Source organism: uncultured Intestinimonas sp. (assembly GCF_944387245.1).
GTDB lineage: Bacteria > Bacillota > Clostridia > Oscillospirales > Oscillospiraceae > Intestinimonas.
On the sequence record NZ_CALXEE010000020.1, the window covers coordinates 1 to 21428 of the forward strand.

22 protein-coding genes, 1 tRNA gene, 1 pseudogene and 1 riboswitch are annotated in these 21428 nt (G+C 60.4%); of the genes and pseudogenes, 7 read left to right on the forward strand and 17 right to left on the reverse strand.

The window, feature by feature from the left end:
* Window positions 1-36 precede the first annotated feature (36 nt).
* The 6 genes from Q0K15_RS04390 to Q0K15_RS04415 all read left to right on the forward strand — a co-directional run bounded on the left by Q0K15_RS04390 (window position 37) and on the right by Q0K15_RS04415 (window position 5688).
* Window positions 37-123: transfer RNA gene (locus Q0K15_RS04390), tRNA-Leu, on the forward strand.
* Between the two features lie 307 nt (window positions 124-430).
* Entirely contained in the window at window positions 431-1288 is an 858-nt protein-coding gene (locus Q0K15_RS04395) for a carboxypeptidase-like regulatory domain-containing protein (RefSeq protein ID WP_294512789.1), read from the forward strand.
* Between the two features lie 617 nt (window positions 1289-1905).
* Window positions 1906-2946 (forward strand): iron chelate uptake ABC transporter family permease subunit, encoded by a 1041-nt coding sequence (locus Q0K15_RS04400; RefSeq protein WP_294512792.1) that lies wholly within the window; start codon window positions 1906-1908, stop codon window positions 2944-2946.
* A complete protein-coding gene (locus tag Q0K15_RS04405; protein WP_294512795.1) occupies window positions 2943-3920 on the forward strand; it encodes an iron chelate uptake ABC transporter family permease subunit in 978 nt (325 codons plus the stop codon). Before Q0K15_RS04400 ends, Q0K15_RS04405 begins: the two co-directional genes overlap by 4 nt.
* A gap of 3 nt (window positions 3921-3923) precedes the next feature.
* On the forward strand, window positions 3924-4676 hold the full coding sequence (locus tag Q0K15_RS04410) for an ATP-binding cassette domain-containing protein (protein WP_294512799.1): 753 nt from the start codon (window positions 3924-3926) through the stop codon (window positions 4674-4676).
* Window positions 4677-4719: 43 nt separating this feature from the next.
* On the forward strand, window positions 4720-5688 hold the full coding sequence (locus Q0K15_RS04415; RefSeq protein ID WP_294512803.1) for an ABC transporter substrate-binding protein: 969 nt from the start codon (window positions 4720-4722) through the stop codon (window positions 5686-5688).
* 54 nt (window positions 5689-5742) lie between these two features.
* Here Q0K15_RS04415 and Q0K15_RS04420 read toward each other — a convergent pair whose 3' ends face one another.
* Both Q0K15_RS04420 and Q0K15_RS04425 read right to left on the reverse strand, forming a co-directional pair.
* Window positions 5743-6264, reverse strand: coding sequence for a nitroreductase family protein (locus Q0K15_RS04420; RefSeq protein ID WP_294512807.1), 522 nt, complete (start codon window positions 6262-6264; stop codon window positions 5743-5745).
* Window positions 6265-6321: 57 nt separating this feature from the next.
* On the reverse strand, window positions 6322-7296 hold the full coding sequence (locus Q0K15_RS04425) for a tRNA-dihydrouridine synthase family protein (RefSeq protein WP_294512810.1): 975 nt from the start codon (window positions 7294-7296) through the stop codon (window positions 6322-6324).
* A gap of 192 nt (window positions 7297-7488) precedes the next feature.
* Here Q0K15_RS04425 and Q0K15_RS04430 point away from each other — a divergent pair, with 192 nt between their 5' ends.
* Window positions 7489-7704 (forward strand): diguanylate cyclase, encoded by a 216-nt coding sequence (locus Q0K15_RS04430; RefSeq protein WP_294512885.1) that lies wholly within the window; start codon window positions 7489-7491, stop codon window positions 7702-7704.
* A 64-nt stretch (window positions 7705-7768) separates the two neighbouring features.
* Here the strand turns inward: Q0K15_RS04430 and Q0K15_RS04435 are convergent, their stop codons facing one another.
* The 15 genes and pseudogenes from Q0K15_RS04435 to Q0K15_RS11100 form a co-directional block, all read right to left on the reverse strand.
* Complete coding sequence (locus Q0K15_RS04435) at window positions 7769-9421, reverse strand: Na/Pi cotransporter family protein (protein WP_294512813.1); 1653 nt, start codon at window positions 9419-9421, stop codon at window positions 7769-7771.
* A gap of 305 nt (window positions 9422-9726) precedes the next feature.
* Window positions 9727-10482 carry a peroxide stress protein YaaA gene (gene yaaA / locus Q0K15_RS04440; protein WP_294512816.1) on the reverse strand — a complete coding sequence of 252 codons (756 nt, stop codon included), beginning with the start codon at window positions 10480-10482 and terminating at the stop codon, window positions 9727-9729.
* A 90-nt stretch (window positions 10483-10572) separates the two neighbouring features.
* Entirely contained in the window at window positions 10573-11223 is a 651-nt protein-coding gene (gene eutL, locus Q0K15_RS04445; RefSeq protein ID WP_294512819.1) for an ethanolamine utilization microcompartment protein EutL, read from the reverse strand.
* A 449-nt stretch (window positions 11224-11672) separates the two neighbouring features.
* Window positions 11673-11857: riboswitch (cobalamin riboswitch) on the reverse strand.
* 119 nt (window positions 11858-11976) lie between these two features.
* Complete coding sequence (locus Q0K15_RS04450) at window positions 11977-12414, reverse strand: cupin domain-containing protein (RefSeq protein WP_130849392.1); 438 nt, start codon at window positions 12412-12414, stop codon at window positions 11977-11979.
* Window positions 12415-12443: 29 nt separating this feature from the next.
* Entirely contained in the window at window positions 12444-13676 is a 1233-nt protein-coding gene (locus Q0K15_RS04455) for an ethanolamine utilization protein EutH (protein ID WP_294512826.1), read from the reverse strand.
* A gap of 66 nt (window positions 13677-13742) precedes the next feature.
* Entirely contained in the window at window positions 13743-14294 is a 552-nt protein-coding gene (locus Q0K15_RS04460; RefSeq protein ID WP_294512829.1) for a BMC domain-containing protein, read from the reverse strand.
* 5 nt (window positions 14295-14299) lie between these two features.
* A complete protein-coding gene (locus tag Q0K15_RS04465; protein WP_294512832.1) occupies window positions 14300-15649 on the reverse strand; it encodes a 4Fe-4S dicluster domain-containing protein in 1350 nt (449 codons plus the stop codon).
* Between the two features lie 57 nt (window positions 15650-15706).
* Window positions 15707-15991 (reverse strand): EutN/CcmL family microcompartment protein, encoded by a 285-nt coding sequence (locus tag Q0K15_RS04470; protein ID WP_204740000.1) that lies wholly within the window; start codon window positions 15989-15991, stop codon window positions 15707-15709.
* A gap of 66 nt (window positions 15992-16057) precedes the next feature.
* Entirely contained in the window at window positions 16058-16825 is a 768-nt protein-coding gene (locus tag Q0K15_RS04475) for a hypothetical protein (protein ID WP_294512837.1), read from the reverse strand.
* 37 nt (window positions 16826-16862) lie between these two features.
* On the reverse strand, window positions 16863-17681 hold the full coding sequence (gene eutJ / locus Q0K15_RS04480; protein ID WP_294512841.1) for an ethanolamine utilization protein EutJ: 819 nt from the start codon (window positions 17679-17681) through the stop codon (window positions 16863-16865).
* A gap of 19 nt (window positions 17682-17700) precedes the next feature.
* On the reverse strand, window positions 17701-18516 hold the full coding sequence (locus tag Q0K15_RS04485; protein ID WP_294512844.1) for an ATP-binding protein: 816 nt from the start codon (window positions 18514-18516) through the stop codon (window positions 17701-17703).
* Between the two features lie 38 nt (window positions 18517-18554).
* Window positions 18555-18839, reverse strand: coding sequence for an ethanolamine utilization microcompartment protein EutM (gene eutM, locus Q0K15_RS04490; protein ID WP_130849384.1), 285 nt, complete (start codon window positions 18837-18839; stop codon window positions 18555-18557).
* A gap of 96 nt (window positions 18840-18935) precedes the next feature.
* Entirely contained in the window at window positions 18936-19223 is a 288-nt protein-coding gene (gene eutM / locus Q0K15_RS04495; protein WP_204740008.1) for an ethanolamine utilization microcompartment protein EutM, read from the reverse strand.
* A 25-nt stretch (window positions 19224-19248) separates the two neighbouring features.
* Window positions 19249-20733: an acetaldehyde dehydrogenase (acetylating) gene (locus tag Q0K15_RS04500; RefSeq protein ID WP_294512849.1), complete on the reverse strand. Its 1485-nt coding sequence runs from the start codon at window positions 20731-20733 to the stop codon at window positions 19249-19251.
* 379 nt (window positions 20734-21112) lie between these two features.
* A pseudogene (locus Q0K15_RS11100) lies at window positions 21113-21370 on the reverse strand (BMC domain-containing protein); the annotation flags it as partial.
* Between the last annotated feature and the right edge of the window lie 58 nt (window positions 21371-21428).

Genomic DNA, 21428 nt, shown 5'->3' on the forward strand with positions numbered 1-21428 from the left:
CTTGTGTATAATAATCTCTGCACCTATATCGTCCACGCCGGTATGATGGAATTGGTAGACGTGACGGACTCAAAATCCGTTGGTGGCGACATCGTGTCGGTTCGAGTCCGACTACCGGCACCACGTCGGAGCAAGCTTTATATCGCTTGCTCCGACTTTTTTCAAAAGTCAGAGCGCGCTCATGCCGCTGCTTCTCCTTTCCAAATCACAACCGCTTGCGCTGGGTTGTGATTTGGTTTTGGGTGCAGACCTGAACTCTGATACATCTATATTGTTGGGATGTTCCACGTCGGAGCAAAGTCCGCTTTGCTCCGACGTCTTTTTATGCCTATGCAAAAAAGACGTCACCCATCGGCCGGCTGGCGCATAGCTTGTGGTGGCGGGGCAGACGCCCTGCCCGTCACCGATCGTTCAGGAGGTAATCGCAGTTATGGCCGACATTCAGCAGGACCTTTATGGCCTGACGTACAGCACCAACTTCCAGATCCAGGGCACCCAGGAGGAGGCTGTCAACCTGACCCTTCCTCCCGCCCCAACTGTTCTGGCCACCGTGACCGGCACCGTCACCGACGGCACCGATCCCATCCCCGACGCCACCGTCAAGCTCTTTGACAGCGCCGGACTCCCCTATCAGCACACTATGACCAATGCCCTGGGCGAGTACACTCTGAATGGTGTCCCCGCCGGGACTTACAGCATCGCCGCCGTTGCCGACGGCTATTTGATGAGTTCTTCCGTGGGCGTCACCCTCTCCAGCGGGGATACCACCGCCATCCCGCTCTTCTGCACCGCCGATACCACTCTGGCTCTGGGCGCCATAGCCGGTATTCTGACCGTCGCCGGTACAACGGGTACCCCTTTGGGTGGAGCCAAGGTCTCCCTCCGCAACACCTTGGGTGAGACCATCGCCACCACTTACACCGCCGCCGACGGAGAGTTTCTGTTCTATGATGTGGCCGACGGCATTTACAGCATTGTGGCTTCTGCTGACGGCTATGTGACCACCGCCCCCATGACCACCACCATCACCGGCGGTTCCACCGCTAACCTGGTCATGACCATCCTGGTGGATGCCAGGACCTACAACGGCACCGTCAGCGGCATCGTCACAGACCAGAATGGCAACGCTGTGGCAGATTGCTTTGTGGGGCTCTATCAGGTGATCACCGAGGGCACCACGACCCGTGAGATTCTGCTGGCCTCCACCAAGACCAACAGCACGGGAAACTACCTCTTTGGCGGCGTCACCGGCGGTCAGTATCTGGTCAAGGCCAAAGTCAGTCAGTAACCCGTCCCTCCGGTCTGGCCCAGGGCTCCATTTTCTGTCTCCGCACCGATGAGGAGGCCGCACAGGACCTGCGGCTTTGCTCCGTCCCCGGACGCTGCGCCCTCCGTGTCTGTCTCTGTTCCCCCTGCCCCTGGGACAGTGTGACCTTGCAGCGCTGGTGCCGCCCCTCCTTCTCAGCCAAACCTCTGCTATGCACCGACACCGCTCTCTTCAGCGGCCTCTTTCCCGGAGTCTATATCCTGACCCTCTGTCGAGGCGCCAGCGGCATCCGACTGCTCCTGCGCCTGCCCCCCGGCGCCGCACTGACTCTGTGTCACGATCCAGCCACCTTGCACTGCGGATGGCAGCGAGACCCCTTTCCCTTTTTCTGAACACCGGGACCTGTCTCTGACCTTATCCAGTCAGAGACAGGTCCTATCTATTTACATTGCTGATAATCTTCCTATCATGCCGCTGCTATTTTTGTATTCTATTTACAGTTGCCTATCGCTAACCATTTGTGGTATCCTTTTCATGCGACGCGCATTGATGTGACATGTAAGACCAGTCGTCTTGCCTGTCACGTTCTTTTTGTCATCTGGTTAGTTAAAGCTAACCAAGTCGTAGAAGGAGGTACTATGATTCGTCTGTCCCGTTCCACCCTGATCCTGTCTCTGGCCCTGCTCCTGCTGTCGGTGGGCTCCCTCTTTGTGGGTGTCATTGATCTCACGCCGGGGGCGCTTCTCGCCGGAGACCTGGAGCTTCTGGAGATCTTCCTCATCTCTCGTCTGCCCCGTCTGCTGGCCATTTTATGCACCGGTGTGGGTATGAGCGTCGCCGGTCTCATCATGCAGCAGCTGTGTAGCAACAAGTTTGTCTCCCCCACCACTGGCGCTACCATCTCCTCAGCCCAGTTCGGCATCCTGCTCGCCCTGCTGTTCCTCCCAACCTCCACTCTGTGGAGCCGGGCCATCTTCGCCTTTGTCTTTGCCGTCCTGGGTACCTGGATCTTCGTCTGGTTCATCCAGCGTATCCAGTTCAAGGACGCGGTCATGGTACCCCTGGTGGGCATCATGTTCGGCAACGTCATCGGCGGCATCACCAGCTATCTGGCCTATAAATACGAGATGACCCAAGCCCTCTCCTCCTGGCTGGTGGGCCACTTCTCACTGGTCCTCAAAGGCCGGTATGAGATCGTTTGGCTGGCGGTGCCCCTGGTGGTGCTGGCCTTTCTCTTTGCCAACCACTTCAACATCGTGGGCATGGGCCGGGACTTTTCCAAAAACCTGGGTGTACCCTACAACGTGGTGCTCTTTCTGGGTCTCACCATCGCCGCCATGATCACAGCGGCCATCGTGGTGGTGGTGGGCTCCATCTCCTACATCGGCCTCATCGTCCCCAACGTGGTGGCCATGTTCAAGGGGGACAAGATTCGGGGCACACTGGTGGACACCGCGCTCTTCGGCGCTCTCTTCGTGCTCGCCTGCGACATGATCGGCCGGGTGGTGATCTACCCCTATGAGCTGCCCATCGAGCTCATCGTGGGCATTCTGGGCAGCCTCATCTTCATTGGCCTGCTGTTCTATCGCCTGAAGCATGGACGAAAGGCCATCCGTCTGGGGGGCGGCTCCGGCTGCTGCCAGGCCCCCACCCAGCTGGAAGGAGGGAGCGCCCTGTGAACCTGTCCGCCGCACGCAGCAATCGCCGGAAGCTGCTGCTCCTCACCCTGCTGACCCTGGCCTGCGCCGCCGGCTACCTGCTGGTGGAGGTGAACTTCGCCGACCCCAGGCTCCTGGGCTACGCCATGAAACTCCGCACCCCCAAACTCCTGGCTATGCTTCTCACCGCCTTCGCCATCGGCGGCGCCTCCATTGTCTTTCAGTCCATCATCAACAACACCATCGTCACCCCCTGCCTGCTGGGCATGAACTCCCTTTACACCCTTATCCACACGGCGGTGGTCTTCTTCCTGGGCTCGGGCAGCCTCATCGCCGCCAACGCCAACCTCTCCTTCGCCGTGGACGTGGTGCTCATGGGCCTTACCGCCACGGTGGTCTACAGCTGGATTTTTCAAAAGACCCGGCACAACGTGCTCTACGTACTGCTGGTGGGGACGGTGCTCACCTCCTTCTTCGGCAGCATCCAGACCACCCTCACCCGGGTCATGGACCCCAACGAGTACGACACTCTGCTCACCTCCCTGGTGGCCAGCTTCAGCAACATCAACTCAGAGATTCTCCTTTTCTCCACCCTTCTGCTGGCAGGCATCACCTTTGCCCTGCGGAAGGAGCTGGCCCTGCTGGATGTACTCACGTTGGGTAAGGACAAGGCCATCAACCTGGGGGTGGACTACGACCGCTGCGTCCGCCGGCTGCTGCTTGGGGTGACCCTGTGCATCGCCGTGGCCACCGCCATGGTGGGTCCCATCTCCTTTCTGGGGCTCATCATCGCTAACCTCTCCCGCCAGCTTCTCCGCACCTACCGCCACAGCCAGCTCATCCTGGGCTCCGCCCTCTTCGGTATGGCGGTGCTGGTAGGCGGACAGCTCATTGTGGAGCACGTCTACACCTACGCCGTGCCCGTGAGCGTCTTCATCACCGTGGGCGGCGGCCTCTACTTCCTCTACCTATTGCTGACCAGAAAGAAGGTGTGATCCATGAAGATCTCCGAACTGACCAAACGCTATGACGGCAAGACCGTGGTGGACGCCGTCAGCTTCACCATCCCCAAGGGGAAGGTCATCTCTCTCATCGGCCCCAACGGCGCCGGAAAATCCACGGTGATGGGCATGATCTCCCGGCTCATCGCCCACGACAGCGGGCTGGTTGACTTCGAGGGCAAGGACATCGGCAAGTGGAAGAGCAAGGAGCTCTCCAAGCGCCTGGCCATCCTCACCCAGTCCAACAGCATCCAGATGAAGCTCACCGTCCGGGAGCTGGTGGCCTTCGGCCGCTTCCCCTACTCGGGCAGCCGCCTCACCGACGAGGACCGGGCCATCATCGACCGGGCCATTGCCTACATGGAGCTAGAGGAGTTCCAGGACCGGTTCATCGACGAGCTCTCCGGCGGCCAGCGCCAGCGGGCCCTTATCGCCATGGTCATCGCCCAGGACACCGAGTACATCCTCCTGGACGAGCCCACCAACAACCTGGACATCTACCACGCCACCAACATGATGAAGATCGTCCGCCGGCTCTGCGACGAGCTGGGCAAGACGGTGATCCTGGTGCTCCATGAGATCAACTACGCCGCCTTCTACTCCGACTACATCTGCGCCTTCAAGGACGGCAGGATCGCCAAGTTCGGCACCGTGGAGGAGGTCATCACCAAGGAGAACCTGTCCGAGATCTACCGAGTGGACTTTGAGATCCTGAACATCCAGGGAAAACCCCTGTCCATCTACTATTGACCCGCCATTTTTCCGTACTTTTTATGAAGAGGAGTTTGCACACATGAAGAAGCTCGTCTCTCTGGCCCTTGGCCTGAGCCTGGCCCTCTCCCTAGCCGCCTGCTCCGGCGGCACCGCCGCGCCTGCCCCCACGGAGCCCTCCGCCACCGTTACCATTACCTCCCTCAACGGCGCCAAGGAAGCGGTGGAGCTGGAGGTCCCCTACGACCCCCAGCGCATCGCCATCCTGGACATGGCCGCTCTGGACATTCTGGACGCTCTGGGCGTGGGTGATCGGGTGGTAGGCACCGCCAACACCAGCCTGGACTACCTCCAGGGGTACATCAACGACGACATCGCCGAGCTGGGTACCATCAAGGAGGCCGGCCTGGAGGCCGTCATGGCCTGTGATCCCGATGTGATCTTCATCGGCGGCCGTCTGGCCACCTCCTACGACGCCCTCAGCGAGATCGCTCCCGTGGTGTACCTGGCCACCGACACCGAGATCGGCGTGGTGGAGAGTGTCCGCAAGAATGCCGTCACCGTGGCCTCCATGTTCGGTCTGGAGGAAAAGGTCGATGCACTCATGGCCGAGTTTGACAGTCGGATCGCCACCCTGTCCGCCTTTGCCGACGGCAAGACCGCCATCGTAGGCATGTGCACCAGCGGCAGCTTCAACGTTCTGGGCAACGACAGTCGCTGCTCCATCATCGGCCGGGAGATCGGCTTTGAGAACATCGGCGTGGACGCCGCTCTGGACACCTCCACCCACGGCAATGAGGCCTCCTTCGAGTTCATTGTGGACAAAGCCCCTGACTATATTTTCGTCATGGACCGGGATGCCGCCATCGCCACCGAGGGCGCCAAGCTGGCCCGGGAGATCATGGAGAATGAGCTGGTGATGGGGACCGATGCCTACAAGAACGGCCATATCGTCTACCTGGCCCACCCCGCCGTGTGGTACACTGCCGAAGGCGGTATCACCGCTCTGGATGTGATGCTCTCTGACCTGGAGAGCGAGCTTTTGGGTTGAAGCATTCCCTGTAAAAAAGTCGTCCAGCCTACTGGCCGGACGACTTTTTTATGTTCAGATCTTGAATACACGGCCGGGTTTCCGCGCAGGCGCCGTAGGCGCCGCACCCGCAGGATAGCCCAGGGCCAGGGTCCCCACGCCCCGCATGCACGCGGGGACGCCCCATTCCTTGAGCAGGGCCTTGCCCTCGTCGCTGTCGAACATCTCCCGCGCCCGGTGAATCCAGCAGGAACCCAGACCCAGGGCGTGGGCGGCCTCCATCATGACGGTCAGCGCGCAGCTGCCGTCCTCCACCCAGGTGTACCGCTCCGGCGATGCCAGCACCACCACGATGGTAGGTGCTCCGTAGTAGGGATCACTGTTGGTGCCCATAATGGCGGCGTTCATGGCGGACAGCTTGCCCCGGACCGCCGGGTCCTGGACGGCCACCAGTGTCACCAACTGGCTGCCCATTCCGCAAGGGGCGTACAGCCCCGCCTGGAGCACCGCGTCCAGTTCCTGCTGCTCCACCTGCCGGGGCTGAAAGGCCCGGATGCTCCGGCGCCCCAGAATGGTCTCATATGCTTTGTTTTCCAAGTGTATTCCCCCATTTCCATCTGATTTGATCCATCATACCACGGCCCAGGCCCTGTGTCAAAATATAGGCTGGTCCCGCCAGCCGGCAGCAGAATCCCTCTGTAGGGAGAACTCCCCGAAAATGGCCTCCACACACGCTTCATACTCAGCGGGGTTTTTGGCCTTCTTCAGAGTCTTGCCCAGGCGCTCATGACCGGCAAAGAGCCAGATGAGGTAGAACCACAGCTCCTTCATGCGAAGCATAGCGTTGTGCCGGCTGCCGAAGGCCTCCGCATAGCCCTCATAAAGGGCATCGTGGAACCGCCGCAGCGTGTCTCGGTCGGATGACGGTCCTCCTTTGGCCTTGGACGCCAGAGCGGGGTCCCCCACCAATCCCCGGCCCAGCATGACCCGGTCTACCGCGGGAAAACACTGCCGGAAGATCCCAATCTCATCCGAAGTGGTCAGGTCTCCGTTGTAACACAGTGAGACCGTACTCCGCTCCACCGCCGAAGCAAAGGCCTCCAGCCGCACCTTGCCCTTATAGAAATCCGACCGCACTCTGGGGTGGACAATAAGCTCCGCACAGGGATAGCGGTCAAAGCACTCCTGCAGCCGTTCAAATTCCTCTGGCGATGAAAAGCCCACCCGGGTCTTGATGGAAATGGCGACTTTGGCCCGGCTGAAGATCTGCTCCAGAAAGCGATCCAGTCCATCAGGGTCCCGAAGGAAGCCGGCCCCCTTCCCTTTGGCGGTAACAGTCCCGGAAGGACAGCCCAGATTCAGATTGACCTCCCGATAGCCCAGGTCGGCCAATAGTTCCGCCGCCCAGAGGAAGTCCTCTGCCTGACAGGTCAACAGCTGGGGCACCTCCGGCACCCTGGCCTCTGCATCCGGCGTGAGTTCCCGCATATCCCGTCTGGAAAAGACCCTGTCCTTTCCGGGTGAGACAAAAGGCATAAAATATTTGTCCACCCCATGAAAAAACTGACTGTGGACCCGCCGGAACAGCCTGCCTGTCACCCCCTCCATGGGAGCAAAGTAATAATACATGGTTTTCCTGTCCCCTTTTGTCTTGAATAGCAACTTATTTTTGTGTTATACCTATTATTTATGTTTATATATGTAAAATTTATAACTTTACGTATCAAATCCCACAATTTCCCCGTTCTGCTTCCATTTAAAATATGGTATACCGTGGGTACAGGATATCATGCAAGGAGGTGGATATCATTTCTGAATTGCATGTCAGCCGCATTCGCCGCCTGCGCGAGGAATTCCGTCCCCTCACAGAACCCAACATACCCTCAAATCTCTGTCTCCTGCAGCATAGGCGCTGCTATGATCCCAGACCAAGGTCAATCCTTTAATAAGCTCTATCCCCACGCCGACAGCGCTTTGTGCTGTGCCAAGCACTGCGGCAAAGACGGCTGGAGCATTTTCTCCGGTGAGTCCCTCTAAACAGCCAAAGACCGCCATGTCCCGGCCTGAGCCGGAGCATGGCGGTCTTGTTCTATCTTCCACCTCAGGGCAGGCTGGCACTGGAGCGCTCCTGCGCGATGTTGAGCACATGGTCGCCGATACGCTCAAAGTCGGTGAGCATCTCAGAGAACAGAATACAGCCCTCATCGGAGCAAATACCTTTGCGCATCCGCTCCATCTGGTGGCGCCGGAAGCTGGCCGTCATGTCGTCCATCTTCTGCTCCAGGGCGGAAACCTCGCTGAGCCACTCCACCGGATTGGATACCACACCGCTGAGCTTCTCGATGGCTTTGCGGCTGACAGCCTCCATCTCCCGGATTTCTTCCTTTGCCTCCTCGGAGAAATGGACATCCTTCTCCTTTAGAATCCCGCTGTAACCACAGATGTTCATGGCGTGGTCACCGATACGCTCAATGTTGCCCGCGATCTTGAAATAGGCGCTTACCGCGGCGGAATCCTGCTCATTGGTCTCGTGGACGATCACATGGGAGATAAACTGGGAAATTTCCTTGTTGAGGAAGTCAATATATTCTTCCACCGACTCCTCCTTGGCCACCAGGGAGGGGTCACGGTCCAGTACCGCCCGGAAGGCGGTGGAGACGTTTTCCTTCGCCATGTCCAGCATGCGGTTGAGCTCCTGACGAAGCTGGCTGATATAGATAGCGGACTGACCGATGGTACGGTCCTGATTGGCATTGATGGGAGTGAGGTAGGCCAGATGCATTCCCTCGTCCAGATCCTGCTTGCGCTCAGGCAGGATGCGCATAGCCGCCTTCACCATCCACTTGCCCAGAGGCAGCAGGAGCAGTGTTGTGACAATATTAAAGAGGGTGTGCATGTTGGCAATCTGGGAGGCGGGACTGTTGGGCGTGAGGCTCTCCACGAAACCCACCAGGGAGATCCCCAGGAGTGGGGTCACCAGGCACAGCGTGGTAAACAGAATGGTTCCAATGATGTTGAACATCAGGTGGATGATGGTGGTCCGCTTGGCGTTGCGCCCGGTGCCCACCGAGGCCAGCACAGCGGTGATGCAGGTACCGATATTCTGGCCGAACAGGACATACACCGCACTGCCCAGTCCGATAACGCCACTGTTGGCCAGCGCCTGGAGGATACCTACAGAAGCGGAGGAGGACTGGATGAGGGCGGTAAAGAGTGCGCCGGCCAGGATACCCAACACAGGATTGGAGAACTTGGTCATCAGGTCCACAAAAGCGGGCATTTCGCGCAGGGGGACCATGGCTGCGCTCATCATGTCCATGCCGATAAAGAGGACACCCAGGCCGCCCAGGATACTGCCATAGTGGTGGATCTGCGGCTTTTTCAAAAATACCATCATAGCCACGCCCAGGAAGGCGAAGAGGGGGGCCAAAGCGCCTACGTCCAGGGCGATGAGCTGTCCGGTGATGGTGGTGCCGATGTTGGCGCCCATGATGATCCACACCGCCTGGGTGAGGGTCATCATGCCGGAGTTAACGAAGCCCACCACCATGACCGTGGTGGCGGAGGAGGACTGGATGACGGCGGTGATTACCGCGCCCACCAGCACGCCCAGCACCCGGTTGGCCGTCAGCTTTTCCAGGATGCTCTTCATCCGGTTGCCGGCCGCGGCCTCCAGGCCGGAGCTCATCATCTGCATTCCGTGCAGGAACAGCGCCAAGCCGCCCAACAGGCTCAGAATATTGGCAATACTCATCGAAATGCTCCTTTTTCTCTTTCTTCTCTCTGAAATCGAATGGTCGGATCAGTTCCCTTGCCATCCGTCTGCAGGCGTTTCCCCGCATCCGGGCAAAAGAAAAAGACATAGCCTGCTTTTCCATTCGAAAAGCAGGTCATGTCTCTTCAACAGGCCTGGGGCAACTCCACTTGTGGGTGAGCACGGTAGCTTTTTCCGCAGCAGCATCGCTCATAGCTCCATGGTCCTTTCTGTCTCAAACACAATCTTTCACAATTACATTATACATGCTATTTATGCCACCGTCAACGGAATTTTACCCCACTTTACCTTTTCTCCACATCGCGCAGAAAGACCGGCCGGTCCGGCTGGGATCTCTGTGGGCAATACCGAAAATGGAGTCCCTCGAAGGCAGTGATGCCCTCCGGGTCTTCCACGCCGCCCTCTGACAGAAAACGGACCATCTCCCCTCTGGCCATCTTGACATGGACCCCTTTCTCCACTACCTTTCCGTCGGCACGCAGTTCCCCGAAAACGGGCGTAATCACCCTTGTTCCAGCGGGTAGGTGGGGGATCACTGCCTTACTGTACTCCCCAGAGGCCAAATCCACCACCACACCGTCGGGCGCCAGAGCTTCGGCCAGCTTGCCTCCCCAGAAAGCATAGAGGTCCTTACAAAACGGGGTCTTCAGCCTGGCCTGCATCTCCAACCGATAGGGAGTCACTCCGTCAAAGGGGCGGAGCACTCCGTAAAACCCGGAAAGGATGCGCAGGTGCTCCTGCACGTAGGCCAACGCTCCTTCTGAAAAGACCGCAGGCGCCATATAGCGATACTGAATCCCTTCATAGGCCAGAAGCGCCGGCGTCAACCGCTGGCGCAGGTCCATGGTCTGGAACCGCTGGTAGTTGAGCTGAGCCAGCTGGTCGTTACAGGCGAGCAGCTTCTTCAGTTCCGTCAAAGAAAGTCCCTTCAGATAGCCCAGCAGCTGCTCTGTCTCCTCCAGCAGAGCAGGCAGCTCTCTGGGCGGCAGCCCGTCCAGATCTTCATTCATTTTCTTGGCTGGTGAGATGATGATACGCATGGACTTCCTCCCTTTCAACATTCGGAACGGACAAAAAACGGCCCGGAGCGGTGATTCTACGCCGTCTCCGGGCCGTTGATGGGGCAAAAATCAGTCGATGGGGTTGTCGGCCACGAACTCCACAGCGGAGGCGAAGGCGTCACAGGCGGACTTACAGGCGGACTGGCTGCCGGTGAGCAGACCGCCGCCGAAGTTGGTCTCGCTGGGGGGCGCGTACAGCACGCACAGACGGACGTCGGCGGCCTTCAGAGCGGCATCGACGCCGTACATGGCCTCCAGAGGAGGAGCGATCAGGTAGGCGATAGCCTCGCCCTCCTGGATGCCGCAGGCCTCGGACAGGTAGGAACCGGTCCGGGAGATGCAGTGGGCGTAGTAGACAATGGTATCGTCCTCGTTGGCGGAGACGAAGTGGCACACGTTCTCAATCATGTCCACACAGGCGGCCAGGCCGGCCTTGGCCTCAGCGGGGTTGGGGGCGGCCAGGATGCCGATGATCTCACCGGCCAGCTTGGTGTTGGCGTTGGCAGCGCCGCCGTAGAAGCTCTTGGCGTAGGCCACGCGGCAGTCGGCCTTCTTGGTGGCCTCGTCCAGGGCGGTATAGGTCACATCATCGCAGTCGGCAGTGACCAGGGCCAGGGACTTCTCGCCGGGCTGCAGGCCCAGCTCCTTGGCCATATCAGGAGATACGTTTGGGATCAGCTTGGTGGCCAGTACAGTTGCTTTCACAGGATCTCGTTTCATGATCCGTCTCCTCCTTCACGGGCAGCACTGCCGCCCGGCCTGCCGCCCAGTTGGCGGCATATCTTATCAGTATTGATTATATCGGGTCACATCCTTTTTGTCAACGGAACACCGGCGTTCTGCCGCTTTTTTTGGCTCTTTCCGGTAAAAAAGCGGCGGAGTCATCCCTGCATCGGGATGGCTCCGCTCTTCTCCACAGGCGGGTATTTCCTGGTATGGCCGGACCCACAGTGGCAGCTATGGGTCCTTGCCCTGCATCAGCTTGCCATACCAGTTCCAAAGGGAGGTGAAGTTGGCCACCTGACACATCGCATAAGGAGGAATGGCGGTTCGTCCCGTCCACCCTTTAGCGCCGACAACAAAAAAGCCGTATCCCTCTTAAAAAGGATACAGCAACGGCCCACTGGCTTTCGCCGTGGGAACTGCACCCTCCTAAGCGCGAGGAGGTCTCGTGTGCGCCATACACAGGCAGGTATTCTGACTTAGGCGTCCAAACGCGCTCCCCGCCTTCCCAGAGCTTTCTCTCCAGTGACCTAATGGGGACCACTTCGCCAATACAGCAACGGCTTTGCGCGGGATTCTCACCCGACTTCCCTTTTGAGCTCGTCAAAGCACCTGTGTACCACTTATGATTCAGTTGTCAGCTTGGCTTATATATATTATACTGGCCCTCTTGCCTCCTTGTCAAGGGGGCACATTCAAAAACGAAATGGACCCCGCCGCAGGCACTGCGGCGGGGTCCATCTGAATTGGTTACTGCCAGTCGGCGGGGAAAACAGTGTAGGCGTACTTGGCATAGTCGGGGGTGCTGAAGTGGATGTGGCTGCCCTTGGGGATGTAGATCACATCGCCGGCGTCGCCGCCTACCACACGACCGTCGATCTTGATCTCCAGACGGCCTTCCAGCACGATGTCCCACTCATCGTAGGTCAGGGTCCACTCAAAGTCGGCTCCATCGGAGAGTTCCATGATGCCGCAGCCCATGCGGGGGGCCTCCTCCAGGGTGGCCACGTCCTTGAGCTTGACATCGTTACGGCCCTCGAAGGGCTCCAGTTTCACGGTGGAGGTCTTGACGCCGATGACGCCGCTGGGGTCCACCTGCTTCTGGAAGTCGCACTTGCCGGTAGAGCCCGCCGCTTCGGCGATGACCTTTTCTACGATGCTGCGAATGAGTTCTTCACTTACGTTCATAGCGATTCCTTACCTTTCCGCGCTGCCAGTTAGTCGAACTTCACGTTCTCGATCTTAGACAGCAGCTTGGGCGCCAGGATATTGGCCACGATGATGGCGGTAACACCAGCCACCAGCTTGCCAACGATCACGGGGAAGATCATGTCGGGGTTGTTGCCGGCAGTGAAGCCCAGGTGGTCGCCGAACACGAAGGCGGCGGACACGGAGAAGGCCACGTTCAGCAGCTTGCCCTTGGGGTTCATCTCGCCCATGATGTTGAACATGGCGATGTTGTTGGCCAGGTTGGCCACCATACCGGCAGAGCCCTGCTCGTTCATGCCAAGAGCGGCACCGATCTTCTCCAGAGGCTTGCCGAAGGTGCGGGTGATCCACTCCACCATGGGGAAGGCGCCGATGAGGACGATGGCGATCTGGCCACAGACCAGGAGGCCGCTGTCCAGACCACGGGAGCCGTCGGCGGGGTTCTCGACCATGATGTGGAACACGGGGAACATGATGCCGGTGATCTGCTCAAAGACAGCGATGGCGGTGAGGGCGGTGATGACGATGGTCACGCCGGTACCGAACACGTTGAAGCCTTTGATCATGGGGCCAGGGGCACACCACAGGCCGATGACGATCAGAGCAGCGATGATGATGACGGGGATCAGGTTCTGGATGATGGTGATGATACCCAGGTGATACTCAGGAGCCAGGGTGTTCATCATCAGGCCACCCACGATGCAGCCGATGGGAATGGTGATCATACCAGCCAGAACACCGGCGCCCAGGTAGCCGCGGTCTTCCTTCTTGATGATACCCAGAGCCACGGGGATGGTGAACACGATGGTGGGACCCATCATGGTGCCCAGGATCAGGCCGGCAAAGTTACCGATGGCGATGTCATCACCGGCCAGCTGCATGGCCAGAGGATAGCCGCCCATGTCGCAGGCCAGCAGGGTGGTGGCGAACATGGCGGGGCTGGCACCGAAGATGCCGTAGATGGGCTTCAGGATGGGGCCCAGCAGCATGGACAGAACAGGGGCCGCGGCCACGACGCCGGCCATGGACATGGCCAGACCGCCCATAGCGTTGAAGCCGTCTTCAAACTTCTCACCATAACCGAGCTTGTTGCCGCGGATTTTATCGATGGCGCCAACGAGCATGAAGATCATCATGATAAGCATGATGACGGAGTTGATAGAGATACCAGAGATCCATGCGGAGATACTGTCGGTAAATATGCTGGGATCAGCAGCAGCAATCAGTTCACTATAATCCATAGTTTACTCTCCTTCTCTTCTCAGAATGGGTCTGCTCCCATTGGGAAGCCTTCTGTCAGCTTCGGCTTACAGCAGAGACTGGAACAGTTTGGGGGAAGGACGCGGGATAACGGTGGTGCCCACCAGGAGCTCCGCTTCCCGCTCTGCGGCCGCCACGGCCGCCCGGACCGCGCCCACGTCGCCGGTGAGGGTCACATAGCCCTTGCCGCCGATGGCGTAGCCGATGCGGACTTCAATGAGGGTGATGTTGGCCGCTTTCGCCGCCACGTCAGCGGCAGTGATGGCGGAGGCCACGGAGTAAAACTCCAGGACGCCCACGGCGCCCGGCTTCTCCACCTGGGTGGTCATGCTGATGGCCTGAATGACCTGAGGATGGACATTGGGGAGGGTCAGCGTGTCCACCACGCACTCGCCGCCCCGCTTGATGCCCTCGGCCATGGAGGCCTTTACGTCGCCGGTGTCCCCGGCGATGAGGACCATGTACTTACCCGGACAGACGGTGGAGGATCGGATGAGGTCCACCTGAGCCGCCTTCACCATGTAGTCGCAGGTCTCGATGCCCCGCGCGATGCTGTTGAGTTCTACCATGCCGATGGCAAGTCTGCTGGCGTTTCCCATGCTTCTCACTCCTTCCGGCTGCTGATACGGGCGCCCTTATCGGTGACCTCCACCACCACGCCGGAGATGCTGGCGTGGATGTTGGCGGACAATCCCTCGGCGGCCTCGGCCAGGATCTCTCCCCGCTCCACATAGTCGCCCACCGCCTTTACCACATTGGCGGGCTTACCGATGTGCTGAGAGAAGGGGATAAAGACCTCATTGGGGCTGAGCTCCTTGCACTCATGGGCGTGGAGCCCGTAGTACTCGGAGAGCCCCAGTCGGGCCACCAGGCGGTCCGTGGGGGTGTGGCGCTGGTCCACAAAGGACCGGGCCTGGGGTTCCATGTTCCGGGGCACCTGGATGCCGCGGGCGCGGAGCTGGCCCTTGATGTACTGGTTCACCTTCCGGGGCGAAAGGCCCATGGGACAGGCAAACATCTCACACACGCCGCAGTCGCAGCAGTTGGCCGCGTCGCCGAAGCAGCGCTCGTACTCCGCGTTGTCCTCCATCCCCGGCTCCCGCCAGAGGTTCCGCATCACCAGGTTGGGGCGGATCTGATGGCCGATGAGATACCGGGGGCAGAGGTCGGTGCACATCCGGCACTGGATGCAGGCACTGCGGGTCTGGTGCCGGATGGCCTCCATGGGCAGGGTGGCCCGCTTGAACAGATAGTGGTCTTTGGGCAGGACGATGATGTTGCCGGTGGTCTTGGTAACCACGGCGGCATCAATGTCCGCCTGGCTCAGGAGCACTTTGCCCATCATGGGACCACCCAGGATCAGGGCATAGTCGGTGATGGTCGGCTCCGCCGCCTTCACGCATTCGGCGATGGCGGTGCCCACGGGTACGTGGAGCATGATGGGGGCCTTTACTTCACCCACCACGGAGAGGAACTTATCCACCACGGGACGGCCCTGGATGGCGTCGAAGATGTTGAGCAGGGTGCCCACGTTGTCCACAACACAGCCCACGTCCAGGGGCAGGCCCCGCTCCGGTACCGACCGACCGGTGACCTGCTGAACCATGGTCTGTTCGTCGCCGGCGGGATAGAAGGTCCCCATCTCGAAGATCTCCACGGGGGCGTCCGCCAGCTTGATCGCGTCGGACAGGGCCGCGATCTCAGCCTTATACTTTCCTTTGAGTGCGATGACTGCCCGCTTGGCCTCCAGATGGGCGGCCACTGCCACCACCGCGGCTATGATCTGGGGCGCATAGGTGCGGCACAGATACTTGTCAGTCTCGATGAGGGGCTCACACTCTGCGGCGTTGACCACAAAGCATTCGGCCTTGGCGTTGAGCTTGACGTGGGTGGGAAACCCAGCGCCGCCGGCGCCAACAATACCGGATGCCTTGATGAGTTCGGTCAGATTCATGCTTTCACCGCCTTATTCCCTTTGCCATTTACCGCCCTGGCGGGGCGGCACCGGCTGTTACTCCAAAACGCTGGAATCGATCTCCTGGTCGTCCACGATGCCCACAACGGTGGCGTCAACAGGGACTGACATGTCCCCGGCAGCGCTCCGGGCCGAGCTCCCGCCGACGATCAACACCGTCTCTCCCACGCCGGCGCCGATGATGTCAGCCGCCACCATGGGGGTCTTGTCCTTGGAGCCGTCCAGGATGTTGATGGGCTGCACAATGAGCAGCTTATATCCGGCCAGCTTCTCCTCTTTGCGGGTGGCCCAGATGTTGCCGATGACCTTTGCCACTTTCATACGTTGTCCCCCTGTTTGACGCGGGACAGCGGAAGAGGGAATCCCTCCCCCGCGGTCCATCCGCGTTTAGTCTTCGTCCCGGACGATGGTCATGCCCCGATCCTTGGCGGCGTCCTTGGCCAGCGCGGTGACAATGGTCTTCTCACCGATGTGCACCTTGGTAACCCCGCTCATGTTGGCCTCGATGAGATCCTTCTCCGTGAGAACCCGCTTCTCGATCCGTACCGCTTTCTCCTCACAGCAGGCGGCCACAGGGGCGGGCGCTACGGGAGCAGGGGCGGCAGGAGCAGCGGCACACACAGGTGCGGCCGCGGCGGGTACCGGGGATGCGTTGCCCAGGATGACCTGCTCCAGGCTGGCCTGGGCGCAGATCACCACGCCGGAGGCTACCAGCAGGTCCAGCTTCTGCTGCATCATGTTGTAGTAGGCGGCGGGCGCCGTCTCCCTATACTGATACAGCTCCACCTCTTCGGTGGGGACATAGACCTTTTTACCTGAGAGGATGGCTTTGGAGGCAAGACGGGTATACGCGGTGTCGCAGGCGCCGGATGCCAGCGCCGCCATGGCGTCACAGCTCAGATTGAAGAGCACCACGGCCTCATAGGCGTCCAGGTCCACTTCGTAGTGGTGCATCAGGGCGCAGTCGGTGTGGTAACGTGCCTTGAGGGCCTCGTTCTCCAAGGTCGCGTGACAGTCGGTGCCGTGATCCTGAGTCAGGATCAGCAGACCCGGCTTTCCGCCGCAGTCGGTGCACTCGGCGCAGCTTCCTTCCGTTTCGGAGATCTTCTGCGCGACGCGACGGAGGATCTCTTCCACGATGGCGTTATGGTCCATGCCTTCCCCTCCTTTCTAAATCATTCATTGGGTCTCGTCAGACCTTGCAGTTCATGGCGATGCCGGCGGGCGTCACCAGGAAGGGATTGGCCGGCTTGATGGTCTTGATGCCGGTCTCCTTCTCGAAGATGCCCTCGATCCCCGTCAGACAGCAGGTACCGCCGCACAGGTAGATGGCGTCGGTATGCTCCTTGTCGATATACCGGTTCACGATGGAGGCCATCTTCTCCACCACCGCCTTTACCACCGGCAGGATCTCCTTGTGACGGGAGTAGTCCTGCTTGATGGCCTCGGCTTCCTGGAAAGAGACGTGGAAGTTCCCCGCCAGGACCAGGGTGAGGTGGGTACCTCCGGTGGGCTCATCCTCGATCTGGACCACCTTGCCGCCCTTCAGGATGGCAAGGCCCGTGGTACCGCCGCCGATGTCCACCACCACACCGTCCTCGATCTGGTAAATGGAATTGGCTGCGGTGGGCTCATCCAGAACATTGGTGACCTCAAATCCCGCTCCTTCTGCCACGTACTGGTGGGTCTTTGTGCTGGATTCGGTCCCGGCGGGCATGGCGATGGCACAGTTGACCAGCTCCATGTCCAGCCGCTCCTCCAGCTTTGCCTTGAGCTCCTTGACGATCCGCAGCGCCCCGGAGTAGTCCACCACCACGCCGTCCCGCAGGACCTGCGCCGCCTGCTTCTCGCAGGCGATGGGATTATCCTCCTCGTCCAGGACGACCATGACGATGTAGGCCGTGCCCAAATCCAGGCCCACCTTCAGCTTGTTGCTGACGGGCTTGAATGTCTTTGTCTCCGATTCCTCCACACGGGCCATATAGGCGTTGACGCGGTCCAGATCCATCATGTGTTTGGCGCTCCTTTTGTCAAGTTTCGTTTCTGCTCTGATACTGTCCGGCCAGATACCTACACATCATGATGTGCAGGGCGCTGGACATGCGGTTGAGCTCTTCGATGATATCGCCCCGGGTGTACTTTGCACCGGTGTGGAAGGCATTGGCCGCCGCCACTTCCGTCTCGCGCACATCGGTGCGCAGCTGATTGAGCAGCGCGAAGTCCCGTCCCATGGTGTAGTCGGGCAGGACCATAGCCTTGACCCCAAAGAACCGCTGGGGATCGTGGGACTGCTCCCGCAGCTCCGCGTGGGTGAGTCCGATGATGGTGTCCATCTGGAAGGGCTCATCCAGCACGTCGCAGCGCATCATCTCCCGCAGGATCTTCAGGATGTCATCCAGGTCGTCGATGAGGGCCTGGCTGCCTCCCCGGTCGTGGATGTCCACCTGGGCCAGGACCAGCGCGCTTTGCAGCGAGTCCAGCTTTCCGCGGAACAGAATCCGGGGATGGTTCTTCACCACCAGCACGTTCCCCACCAGGTGGGTCATGTGCTCAGGCTTCTCCATGTAGAAGGCGCCGGTCTCATAATCCACGAATTTGGGCTTCATAGGCGCCGGCGCCGGTGCGGGCGCTGCCATGGTCACCTCGGGCATGGGCGGCACCTCCGTGGCGACGATCCTGGGGGTGGTCTGCTGTCCCTCCTTGACGATCTTGATCTTGCGGGACTGCAGATACTCCCGGGCCGCCGGGGTGAGGATCTTGCCTGCCGGCACGACGTAGCATTCGGGATCTGTTGCCCGAAGCTCGCACCGAAGAGCGTCCTCCGTGATACATTTCAAGCGCTTCACCCCCTCCGTCGGTAGGTTTGATGCGGCTTACGCCGGTCTTACTTCTCCAGGCTGGGGAGGATGAACTCCACTTCCTCGTGGGGACGGGGGATCACGTGGACGGACACCAGCTCGCCCACCCGCTCAGCGGCGGCGGCGCCGGCGTCGGTGGCGGCCTTGACGGCGCCCACATCGCCACGGACCATGACGGTCACCAGACCGCCGCCCACATGGACCTTGCCGATGAGGGTGACGTTGGCGGCCTTGACCATGGCATCGGCGGCCTCGATGGAGGCGACCAGGCCTTTGGTCTCGATCATACCAAGTGCTTGCATACTAGCCATATTTATACACTCCTATGCCCACCCGGGCGGCGGTCAGGGGACCGGACGGCTTACGCCGCCCGGCCCCCGCTTCGCCGCAGGGGATGGGGAAAATGGTTACTGCTTATCCAGAGAGGGGAGGATGAACTCCACTTCCTCGTGGGGACGGGGAATGACATGGACGGAGACCAGCTCGCCCACGCGCTCGGCAGCGGCAGCGCCGGCGTCGGTGGCGGCCTTGACGGCGCCCACGTCGCCGCGGACCATGACGGTCACCAGACCGCCGCCCACATGGACCTTGCCAATGAGGGTGACGTTGGCGGCCTTAACCATGGCATCGGCGGCCTCGATGGAGGCCACGAGACCCTTGGTCTCGATCATGCCAAGTGCTTGCATAGTAGCCATAAATAGTTCCTCCTAAAAATCAGTCTTACAGATCCTTGAGCCGGGCCATGATCTTGCGGACGATGTCCTCTACATCAGCCTCGCTCACATCGCTGGTGCGCAGGCGGCAGATACCGTCGGAGCAGTCAGGCAGGTCGGCACGGATCTCCTCCAGTTCCTTGAGGCCATAGGCCACCTTGCGGGTATTGAGGAGCTGCATGGGGCCCACGTTCTCGCTGGTGGCGGAGCCGCCCACGGCGCCGCAGCCCAGGGTGAGGGCGGGCATGAGGCCGGTGGTACCGCCGATGCCGCCCAGGGCGGAGGGGGTGTTCACCATGATCCGGGAGGCGGGTACCCGCTTGGCGAAGTAGTCCACCATCTCGTCATTCTTGGTGTGCATGGAGAAGGTGTGGCCGGCGCCCTCGTAGCGGAGGATGGTGCACACCTTGTCGCATACGTCCTTGTAATCGGTGCCGGTGAAGAAGGCCAGGATGGGACCCAGCTTCTCGTTGGAGTAGGGATGGCCCCGGCCCACACCGTCCTCGCGGGCCACCAGGACCCGGGCGGTGGCAGGCACCTTGTCCAGCCCGGCCAGCTTGGCAATGGTCTCCACGCTCCGGCCCACGATCTCGGGATTCATAGTGCCGTTGGCGCGGAGGATGAACTTACCCAGCTTCTCACGCTCGGCGTCGTCCAGGAAGTAGGCGCCCTGCTTCTCCATCTCGGCCTTGACGGCGGGGACCATGTCCTCGTCGCAGATGATGGACTGCTCGGAGGCGCAGATGGTACCGTTGTCGAAGGTCTTGGAATCCATGATGCGCTTGACCGCCAGGGGCAGGTCGCAGGTCTTCTCCAGGTAGGCGGGGCCGTTGCCCGGGCCCACGCCGATGGCGGGGGTACCGGAGGAATAGGCCGCGCGGACCATGGCGGAGCCGCCGGTGGCCAGGATCATGGCCACGTCCCGGTGACGCATCAGGTTGTCGGTGGCCTCCATGGTGGGGATGGTGATGCAGGAGACCAGGTTCTCATTGCCGCCGGCCTCGGCGATGGCCTGCCGGATGACCTTGACGGTCTCCATGATGCAGCGCAGGGCCGTGGGGTGGGGGGAGAACACGATGGCGTTGCCCGCCTTGATGGCGATCTCCGCCTTGTAAAGGGTCGTAGAGGTGGGGTTGGTGGAGGGCACAAGACCGGCAATGACGCCCATGGGCACGGCGATGGTGCGGACCTTCTTCACGTCGTCCCGCTCCAGCTCGCCCACGGTCTTCATGTCCTTGATGTACTCATAGACACCCCGGCTGCCGAAGATATTCTTGATGATCTTGTCCTCAACCTTGCCGAAGCCGGTATCCTCATTGGCCATCTCAGCCAGGCGCCGGGCGTTGCGCACACCGGCGTCGGCAATGGCACGGACGATGTGGTCCACCTGGGACTGGGTCATAGTGGCCAGTTCCTGCTGGGCCTCCTTCGCCGCCTCCACCAGCTCACGGACCTCTTGCATAGACAGCAGGTCTTTATCGTAAAGCTGCATTTGATCAACTCTCCTCTTGTGGGATACTTCCCATATGACATTCCGTCATCTTAAGCGGTTCTTAACGTCCCCGAAACGCTCGAATGGCCGCCACAAGCTCCTCTTTCTTGGCGAACCGGATCTCCTTACGGGTCATGGTGTCCAGGCCCACGCTCCTTGCGACGGAGCGCAGCTTGACCACAGGCATGGCCTCAAGGACCTCGTCCGTCAGGTCGGCGAGCTGTACACCCTCTTCCTCCTCGGTCTTTTCCTCCGCCGGGGCCTCGGGTTCCGGCTGGGGTTCAGGCTGGGAGGCGGGGGTCTCGCTCACCGGAGGCTGCTGGACCTTCTCCGGCTCCTTGGGGGGCTTGGGAGTGGGCGTGACCGGCGCGGGCGTCGTCAATATGCCCTCGAGCTCCTCATGCGGTCTCGGGATGACGTGCACGGACACCAGCTCGCCGACCCGCTCCGCCGCGGCCGCACCGGCGTCGACCGCCGCCTTCACGGCGCCGACGTCGCCACGGACCATGACGGTCACCAGGCCGCCGCCCACGTGTTCCTTACACGTCAGGGTGACATTTGCCGCCTTTACCATGGCGTCGGCTGCCTCAATCGAGGCCACTAAGCCACGGGTTTCGATCATACCCAAAGCCTTCATTCAGTACCTCCATCATGGGCCGGCGTTACCGGCCCTCTCTTGTGAACGAATCAGGCGA